This window comes from Aquidulcibacter sp. (assembly GCF_020253525.1).
Classification (GTDB): Bacteria; Pseudomonadota; Alphaproteobacteria; order Caulobacterales; family Aquidulcibacteraceae; genus Aquidulcibacter.
Genome location: NZ_JADCBK010000054.1, coordinates 1 through 6,980 on the forward strand (window position 1 = coordinate 1; position 6,980 = coordinate 6,980).

The window sequence follows — 6,980 nt, forward strand, 5'->3', positions numbered from 1 at the left end:
GCTCTGATGGAACGTCTCAATCTCAACACGGCCTATGCTCGCCTTGCAGCGACTTGGCAGGGGGCAGTCCTTTTCCACGATACCGACACCTGCCGATTCCTCTGGCTTGATATCTATGAGGGAAAATGCCGCGATGTGGCTGCTTGGGCGTCAACAGGCGATCCTGCAACTCGCGATGCTCCTTTCGTGATTCGCGCGAGGACAGCTGTATGGCGACGCCTGTGCGAGGGCACATTGCATCCGACGACGGCTTTGGCTACGCGACAATTAAAGGTGACTGGCAATATGTTGCAGGTCATGCGCTATGCTCAGGCCACAGTGGCTATGGTTAAGTCCGCGCAAGAGGTGCCGACCTCTTGGCTGTGAAGCCGAGCAGCCAATCCATAAAGATCTATGCGCTGGTGAACGCTTCAATTGGAACACCACTCTGGCGACAAATACTGGCCAATCCCAAAAGTGTCCCTCGTAGCTGATTTGATTTCCGGCAAACCGAAATAGGACAAAAGTCATAATCTCAGCCTTTTGACCATTTGGGGTGTGCCCATTTAGGTTGCTTGTTAGGGTGAAGCTTGCAGTGCCTCATTAGCAGAGCGTGTTCCCATCTTCGGCCCCGCCCCCTTCAAACCTTCGCTGATAATCTGGGAAGTGGCGCGCGAATAACTCAAGACCCGGTCGTAGGGCATTATACCCGATGGATCGAACGCCCAGACTTGGCTGCTCGACTAGGCAATCGGGCGTATAGATTGAGAGCAGACCCTCGATATCGTGACTCATCTTCGCGGCCATTAACCGTTCGACTATTTCAAGTTTCTTGATTTTAGTCATGATTGATCACCATCATGGATTGGGCGGCTATCGCGTGGTGCCTGCGCACGGTCAGTAAGCCCATAATCGCGGTCTATAACGGCAACTCGAAGACGATAGTCACGAAAGAGCCCGTTGCGACCGCTATGTCGGGCACCTCTGTGGGGCGGGAGCGCACGCCATTTCGTAACCGCTGCCTCGTCTCGCCAGAAGGAAAGTGACAATAGCTTGTTTTCATCACTGAGGCTGGCCAAGGTCAGCTTGGTCTTATAGTTCGAGTTTTGACCTAAGCCTCACTTCGCGCCCTTAATTGAGCTCATATTTCAGCCATCGGCTAAGGATTTTTGAAATCTCCTTCATTTGATCGGTCGATTTATGAACGGTCGGCAACGTCGTACTAGAAAACATCCGTCTGATGTAAATGCAGACTCACCATCGGTGACGATTTCGACGAGTGGGAGATACGACTTTTAGGTTGGGGCAAGTCATTTATTGGGGTCAACCAACGCTAGTTTGCGTTTTGATGAGCTCTTCGAGCTCTCGGACATTTGGGATACCTGACAAGGTTACTGTGTCCTGCACGAAGTCGCCATCGCTATCGCGTCGACCGCCAAAGCCCAAATGCACCGTCCCCGTGCCGTCTGGCTTCTCGGAACGTCGAATGGAGATTGATTTTCCGATCAGTCGACTCTCAACTTGCACGCTTTTGCCAGACTGGATTGTGACGAGCCTTTTGTCCGTGAGCACATAAAGTGTTCGTTTTGCGCGGTTCAATCCCCAAAGGGGCGCGGCAAGCATCCCAAGGCCGATTAATACAAATGGGAGTCCAAAGAGCGGGAAGATAACAGCCATACTTTTGATGTTTGTATCTTTGAGTGGCTCTTGAGAAAGCAAAGGTGCAATTGCGGCAAGCTCCCAAAACAAGGCAAACAAAGTCCAAGGGATTGCAAACAGCCATAGTGGCGTAATGGCCCAAAATGCGTGCCAATGATTTGGTTGCCCAGCCCATAGGATATCTTCGGATGCAAGCTCTTGTTTTGCGATATCCATGAGACTTGAGCCGTTGGTCGCTAGGATCATAGTGCCGGTACCTTTTGATTTTCTTGGGAAATCAATTGATGTGTGATTTTGGTTTCTGAGGACCGGAATGGCTAATCAGGAGCGCGGTGACTTGGCTTAGAAAGCCTTCGACGGTACTCCGATCCTGCTGTGACATGGCAGCCAGGATATCGCTAATGGCCGTTCCAAGTGGCATCAAGTCTGCCCCGGCTTTCTCAAAAGCATGAGGTGTCATCTCGATTAGGAGACCTCTTCGGTCATTAGGGTTCGGTTGTCGACGGATCATCTTTTTGTATTCAAGCCGATCCAGGAGTGCGGTGATCGTTGCGGATGGCATTGCAAGGGATTGGCCCAATTCACCCGGCGTCATCCGGCCTCTGATGGCAATCTGCTCCAACGCGGCAACTTCGGCCAGCCCAAGCTTCATCCGGCGGGCGGCATAGGAGCTGAAACTAAAGAGTGCCGCATTGTGTCGTTGCCAGACCTGCATCAAGTATCTCCATATTCGAGATTATAGATAGATAATAATATCTATATTCGAGATATCTGTGTATCACATCCCGATGCTTTTGCAAACGGGGAGATCGTGATGCAGCGCTCGAGTTTGAGGAAGTTTGTACCGACACTCTTGGGGTCGCTAACCCTATTTGGTTGCACGACGATGCCTTCAGCCAATTCTTCGTTTTTGAAGAGCCAAGATCGCCTCGTTGTGAAAAAGGGCTTGCGTACCCAGCAATTGGTCACCCAACCGCCTAGTCCTGCCATCGAGCAGGGCAGTAAATTGAAGATCGACTCCGTCGAATTCGTCCGTAATGCTCAGATATCTGCAAACCTAACCCCGGTTGAGCGCGAGCTTATTGAGAATGTCTTGGCACGGGAAATTTGTGCCGACCTCTCCGATAGGTTTGACATTGTGGCTGACCCTTCCGATGCCAATGTCTATCAATTGAGGATCGGTATTCAGCGACTGGAGAGCACCAGCAAATTGAGCGCCGGCATTGCTACGGTCACAGGCTTTGCCACGCCGATCGGACTGCGTCCACCTTTAGGTCTAGGCTCTCTCACCGTCGAATTTGAGCTCCTAAATCCTCAAGGTCAGCAAACTGCTGCCATGGTCTGGTCCAAGAAAGCTGACATTGGCTCCAACCAAGCAAGCGTTTCACGCATCGGCGATGCGTATCGCTTTGCAAAAGAATCCTCATCCGACTTCGCGCGACTTGTACTAACGCCGGACCCTTCCCAACCCATAGTTTCTCCAAAAAATGGCAGCAAAGGCCCACCCGATTTAGCTTGTGATCCTTTTGGGAAGAAAGAGAGCTTTTTGACCGGCCTCGTCGGGCAGATTTTGCCGCTGCCACCAGAATATATTGATGAAGGCCGTAAGCCATGATTACCCCATTTCTCTTCCTCGCCCTACCCGTTAGACCCATGGCGAGCACTGTTGGCAAGCGCACTCGCGCGGGCACCGCACCCAAATTGACTAATCTTCATCAAAGAGGATGCAAACCTTGATGCTCGCAAAAATCGTAACACCGGTTTCTCTGGGGGCACTTGGTGGGATGGCAATCGCCATTGTTACAAATGCCCTGATCTTCTCGCTTGGATATGGGGAAGGCGGCCAAGAAGTTACTGACCGAGAAGCGGGCCCAATCAATACGCTTATCTTTGCGATTGTTCCGTTTGTTTGGCTGTTCCTCTTCGCTGCCATGGGCGCAGCCATAATGAAAATCAGGATGGCGACCGGTGAGTTTGGTTTGGGCGGTGTCTTGATCTTTGTCTTGATGCTCAATTGTGCGCTTTATCCGATCTATACACTCGGGTTCAGCTCAAGCGATGCCGGTTTGTTTGGAAATTATGCGACCGCCCTTCTTGCCGTTTTCATTATCGCTTGGGTTTGGCCGATTGAAAAAACTGCTGCGCTCTTGATCGTGCCGATTCCAATTTGGGTCACGCTTGCCTCCATTGGATTATATGCCAATGAGACGGGCAGGGCGTTTTGAAAAAGCGCTCTATTCTAAACGTGAGGCTATCTTGCTGTCGTCCGATTGAATATACCCTTTACCTGTTTCTCGAATGATAAGGCAAATAAAATGAGAAAGTTAGTTGCCACATTCGGTTACGCACTTTTGGCAATTGTATTTTTGTTGCTCGGCACAATTGTCGGCCAATTATCTGTCGTTGCAACCAGCAGCTTCTTGTTCCCGGGCGGACGACGGGTTGCGCTTGCATCGCCACTTACCGCAGCCTGGCTGCAGGTTGCCCTCTTGGTCGGACCGGCCATTTTTGTTTTTGCTTTTACAGCCTTGTGGGTTCGTTTCAAAGAACGCAACTCCCCTTTTGCCTTTCTACCAAGCAACCAAAATGGCCTATTTTATGGGTTCGCAGTAGGCAGCCTGATGTGGGTTTCCGTGCTGCTGATTAGTTGGGTTAGTGGCGGGATCGGAGTTGAAAAGAACTGGCTGATGCCCACTGGTGCAATACCATTGCTGACACTGATTGGATGGGCGTTCCAGAGCTTTAGTGAGGAATATGTGTTTCGCGGATGGCTACTCGCTCGACTGCGAGTGACTTACGCCAAACCATTTGCGGTCCTTGCCAGTGCGGCAATCTTTTCGATAGTACACGGCCTTAACCCTGATACGTCGCTTGTTGCCTATCTCAATTTGTTTCTCGCTGGCGTTTGGTTTGCTCTCCTTGCGATTAGATGTGGCGGAATTCTGGCACCCGCGCTTGCGCACTTTGTCTGGAACTGGACAGAAACGAGCGGAATAGGCTTGCCTTCATTGGGTGATGACCCGTCAGGGGGGGCACTGATTGATTTAGCTTTTACACAGCCAAATCTGTGGACCGGGCCGGGCACAGGACTGAATGATGGCTATGCACTGACACTTGGTTTTTTAATTTTCATTCTAGTTGAGCTCAGAGGAGCAGTGCGATGGTCGAAAAACTAAAGGCTGGATTAGGCCTGACTGTAAGTATATTTTTGATCGTCGCTTTCACATTCGGGGTGCACGAATTCGCTCACGGAATTGCCAGCCTGTTGCTGGGTTATGATACCTTCGTGAAGCTCAACAGTTCTGGGCTAATTTCGGGGACTTATGCATCAAAGGCGCATGAGCAAATAACCGATGCGGCTGGGCCAATAGTCACACTCCTTCAAGGCGTAGTGGGCTTCCTATTCTCCCGCAAAGTATCATCGACATGGCCTTTTCTGATTGTGAACGCAGCTTTCTTGATGCGCGTCTTGGCAGCTGTTGCAAGCCTTACAGGACCCAATGACGAAGCGCGCCTTGGTATTGCATGGGGTGTGGGTTTTTGGACGGTGCATGCAATTGTCCTTTTGGTGTTGCTTGCGCTGACGATTTACACGGCGAGGGCTACAAGAGCCGGTTGGGGCCTCATCCTTGCCTCCACCGTGCTCACAATCATTGCCATGGTTGTCGTGGTTATTGTGGAGCCGTTCGCTCCAACGTTGACTTTAAGGCCGTTCATTTAGACCTTTAGTCGGAGTTGGAAGGCAGGCGCTTTCGAAGGGGTGATTTAGGACCGATAGGCACTACGCTACTCATAAATCGGGAGGCGCTTTATTCAGCGATCAGGGACATAGCCCGGAGGTCGAAATAGCATCGCCATGCGGCTTCTCCATGACGGCGTCGCCCATAAATCGCGAACAAGTTTTGCGCCTTCGGCGATGTGGACCGTAATTGGGTTCGACGACTTCAATGGCTCAATTAGACCATAAGTGACCTCTTCGCCTTCTGGCTCGTAAGTACCAAACAGATGATCCCAGACCATCAAGATCGCCCCATAATTCTTATCGATGTATTGGGGCTGAGACCCATGATGGACGCGGTGATTGGATGGTGAGTTGAAAACAACATCAAACCAACCAAGCTTGCCAATTGTTTCGGTGTGTAGCCATTGTTGATAGGCAAGGACAAGCCCAAGGCAACTCGCAACCAATAATGGATCAAAGCCAATCAGAATAACCGGCGTATAAAACCAAGGCGATGTAAAGCCATCAATTGCTGAGATTCGGAGGCCCGTCGTCTGATCAAATTGGTTCGAGCTGTGATGCACAGAATGTGATACGGCCCAATAGACCCTTATTCTATGGCCACATCTATGGTCTAGATAATAGCATAGGTCGACGAGAAGAACTGCTAGGAAGATTGTCAGAGGATTTGTTGGGATCTGCCAAGGTGCGAGCACTGCTGCGCCCGAAAACAGCCAGACCACAAAGCCCAGTACAATACCGCCCAGCAATAGCGTCGGGATAAATGGGCTGATACTTGCTCCCATCTCACGTACGGACCGCCATGTAAGCTTCCCGTTTTTGTATCTTTGCCAAATCTCAAAAGGCAAGAAGATAAAAAGGGCCAGCAAAAGGAGGTTTGAAATCCAATCAAGAATCTGAATCTGAGACATTTTTCGACCATTCAATAAAGTGAGCGTTCATTCACTTTACTCCGAATGCATTTCATGTCAATATAAAATGAACAACCATTCACAGAATGAGAGCAGATGAGAAGAGCCAATCCAGAGCTAAAGGACCGACGGCGAACGGAGATTCTGCAAGCGGCCAAGGACTGCTTTACTGAGCGTGGCTTCCATCAAACCAGCATGCAGGTAATTGCCCAAAAGATGGGAATGAGCCTTGGATTGCTCTATCGATATTTCGCCAGCAAAGAAGCAATCATTGAAGCTGTTGCGGAGATGGAGCATTTTGAGCTTCGCGATGCCATTGCATCGCTTCGTGAGGATGGCCAAATCGTTGACGCTTGGGGCAGTCTTATCATCGAAGCCGTCACAGAGCTCAGCCAACCATCAACCGCCAAACTCATTCACGAAATTGAAGCTGAAGTTAGCAGAAACCCGCATATGCTTGCGAAACTTCAAAAGAATGACGAGGAAGTCGTAGCACAGGTGATTGCCAAGCTTGTATCGCAACAAGCTGCCTTATCGCTGCCGCCTGAATTGAATCCTATCCTTGCAGCCCAGCAGCTTATGGCTTTGCTTGAAGGCGCTTCTTCGCGGCAGTTCTTGGCTTCAAACGCAGCGACCTTTTCGCTTGGTGATTTGGTGCATACATCGATCCGCCAAATTCTGCGTGTTCA

At 50.4% G+C, this 6,980-nt stretch carries 11 protein-coding genes; 6 read left to right on the forward strand and 5 right to left on the reverse strand.

The annotated features are described in order from the left end of the window. Positions 1 to 366 (forward strand): SCP2 sterol-binding domain-containing protein (locus IOB61_RS07305; protein WP_290814453.1); only part of this gene is annotated, 366 nt, incomplete at its 5' end. 216 nt (positions 367 to 582) lie between these two features. Here IOB61_RS07305 and IOB61_RS07310 read toward each other — a convergent pair. The 4 genes from IOB61_RS07310 to IOB61_RS07320 all read right to left on the reverse strand — a co-directional run bounded on the left by IOB61_RS07310 (position 583) and on the right by IOB61_RS07320 (position 2,353). Next, positions 583 to 774: a hypothetical protein gene (locus tag IOB61_RS07310; protein WP_367272824.1), complete on the reverse strand. Its 192-nt coding sequence runs from the start codon at positions 772 to 774 to the stop codon at positions 583 to 585. 47 nt (positions 775 to 821) lie between these two features. Beyond that, positions 822 to 1,058, reverse strand: coding sequence for an antibiotic biosynthesis monooxygenase (locus IOB61_RS16820; RefSeq protein ID WP_367272825.1), 237 nt, complete (start codon positions 1,056 to 1,058; stop codon positions 822 to 824). A gap of 244 nt (positions 1,059 to 1,302) precedes the next feature. Next, positions 1,303 to 1,884: a hypothetical protein gene (locus IOB61_RS07315; RefSeq protein ID WP_290814456.1), complete on the reverse strand. Its 582-nt coding sequence runs from the start codon at positions 1,882 to 1,884 to the stop codon at positions 1,303 to 1,305. Between the two features lie 31 nt (positions 1,885 to 1,915). Continuing rightward, complete coding sequence (locus tag IOB61_RS07320; protein WP_290814459.1) at positions 1,916 to 2,353, reverse strand: MarR family transcriptional regulator; 438 nt, start codon at positions 2,351 to 2,353, stop codon at positions 1,916 to 1,918. A gap of 99 nt (positions 2,354 to 2,452) precedes the next feature. Between IOB61_RS07320 and IOB61_RS07325 the strand changes: the two genes are divergently transcribed. From IOB61_RS07325 to IOB61_RS07340, 4 genes are all read left to right on the forward strand, one after another. Then, positions 2,453 to 3,253: a DUF3313 family protein gene (locus IOB61_RS07325; RefSeq protein WP_290814462.1), complete on the forward strand. Its 801-nt coding sequence runs from the start codon at positions 2,453 to 2,455 to the stop codon at positions 3,251 to 3,253. Between the two features lie 121 nt (positions 3,254 to 3,374). Beyond that, a complete protein-coding gene (locus IOB61_RS07330; protein WP_290814478.1) occupies positions 3,375 to 3,863 on the forward strand; it encodes a tryptophan-rich sensory protein in 489 nt (162 codons plus the stop codon). A gap of 90 nt (positions 3,864 to 3,953) precedes the next feature. Beyond that, positions 3,954 to 4,814 (forward strand): CPBP family intramembrane glutamic endopeptidase, encoded by an 861-nt coding sequence (locus IOB61_RS07335; protein WP_290814465.1) that lies wholly within the window; start codon positions 3,954 to 3,956, stop codon positions 4,812 to 4,814. Then, entirely contained in the window at positions 4,799 to 5,359 is a 561-nt protein-coding gene (locus IOB61_RS07340) for a hypothetical protein (protein WP_290814468.1), read from the forward strand. The genes IOB61_RS07335 and IOB61_RS07340 overlap by 16 nt, the downstream gene beginning before the upstream one ends. A 92-nt stretch (positions 5,360 to 5,451) precedes the next feature. On the opposite strand, the gene IOB61_RS07345 is transcribed toward IOB61_RS07340, so the two are convergent. Further along, positions 5,452 to 6,306 (reverse strand): sterol desaturase family protein, encoded by an 855-nt coding sequence (locus IOB61_RS07345; RefSeq protein WP_290814471.1) that lies wholly within the window; start codon positions 6,304 to 6,306, stop codon positions 5,452 to 5,454. Positions 6,307 to 6,387: 81 nt separating this feature from the next. Here IOB61_RS07345 and IOB61_RS07350 point away from each other — a divergent pair. Then, on the forward strand, positions 6,388 to 6,980 hold a 593-nt coding region (locus IOB61_RS07350), incomplete at its 3' end, for a TetR/AcrR family transcriptional regulator (protein WP_290814473.1).

Coding starts and splice junctions, on each gene's coding strand:
- IOB61_RS07315 (WP_290814456.1), bottom strand. CDS start 1,884: ATGATCCTAGCGACCAACGGCTCAAGTCTCATGGATATCGCAAAACAA.
- IOB61_RS07325 (WP_290814462.1), top strand. CDS start 2,453: ATGCAGCGCTCGAGTTTGAGGAAGTTTGTACCGACACTCTTGGGGTCG.
- IOB61_RS07320 (WP_290814459.1), bottom strand. CDS start 2,353: ATGCAGGTCTGGCAACGACACAATGCGGCACTCTTTAGTTTCAGCTCC.
- IOB61_RS07340 (WP_290814468.1), top strand. CDS start 4,799: ATGGTCGAAAAACTAAAGGCTGGATTAGGCCTGACTGTAAGTATATTT.
- IOB61_RS07330 (WP_290814478.1), top strand. CDS start 3,375: ATGCTCGCAAAAATCGTAACACCGGTTTCTCTGGGGGCACTTGGTGGG.
- IOB61_RS07335 (WP_290814465.1), top strand. CDS start 3,954: ATGAGAAAGTTAGTTGCCACATTCGGTTACGCACTTTTGGCAATTGTA.
- IOB61_RS07310 (WP_367272824.1), bottom strand. CDS start 774: ATGAGTCACGATATCGAGGGTCTGCTCTCAATCTATACGCCCGATTGC.